Source organism: Streptomyces beijiangensis, from assembly GCF_017315755.1.
Lineage (GTDB): Bacteria > Actinomycetota > Actinomycetes > Streptomycetales > Streptomycetaceae > Streptomyces > Streptomyces beijiangensis.
On the sequence record NZ_JAFLRJ010001450.1, the window covers coordinates 1 to 445 of the forward strand.

At 67.0% G+C, this 445-nt stretch carries 1 protein-coding gene; it reads left to right on the forward strand.

The features are described 5' to 3' along the window. On the forward strand, positions 1-445 hold a 445-nt coding region (locus tag J0695_RS42220; protein WP_277990128.1), incomplete at both ends, for a M14 family zinc carboxypeptidase.

Below are 445 nucleotides of genomic sequence, written 5' to 3' on the forward strand. Positions count from 1 at the left end.
GTTCACCCACCACCAGCACGCGCGCGAGCACATGACCGTGGAGATGGCGCTGTACCTGCTGCGCGAACTCGGCGCCGGATACGGCAGCGACTCGCGGATCACCAACATGGTCAACGGCCGGGAGATCTGGATCGTCCCGGACCTCAACCCGGACGGCGGCGAGTACGACATCGCCACCGGCTCCTACCGTTCATGGCGCAAGAACCGGCAGCCCAACTCCGGTTCGTCGAACGTCGGAACCGATCTGAACCGCAACTGGGACTACCGCTGGGGCTGCTGCAACGGCTCCTCCGGCTCCACGTCCTCCGAGACCTACCGGGGTTCGGCTCCCGAGTCCGCGCCCGAGGTGAAGGTCGTCGCCGACTTCGTGCGCAGCCGGGTCGTGGGGGGTGTGCAGCAGATCAAGGCGGCCGTCGACTTCCACACGTACAGCGAGCTGGTGCTG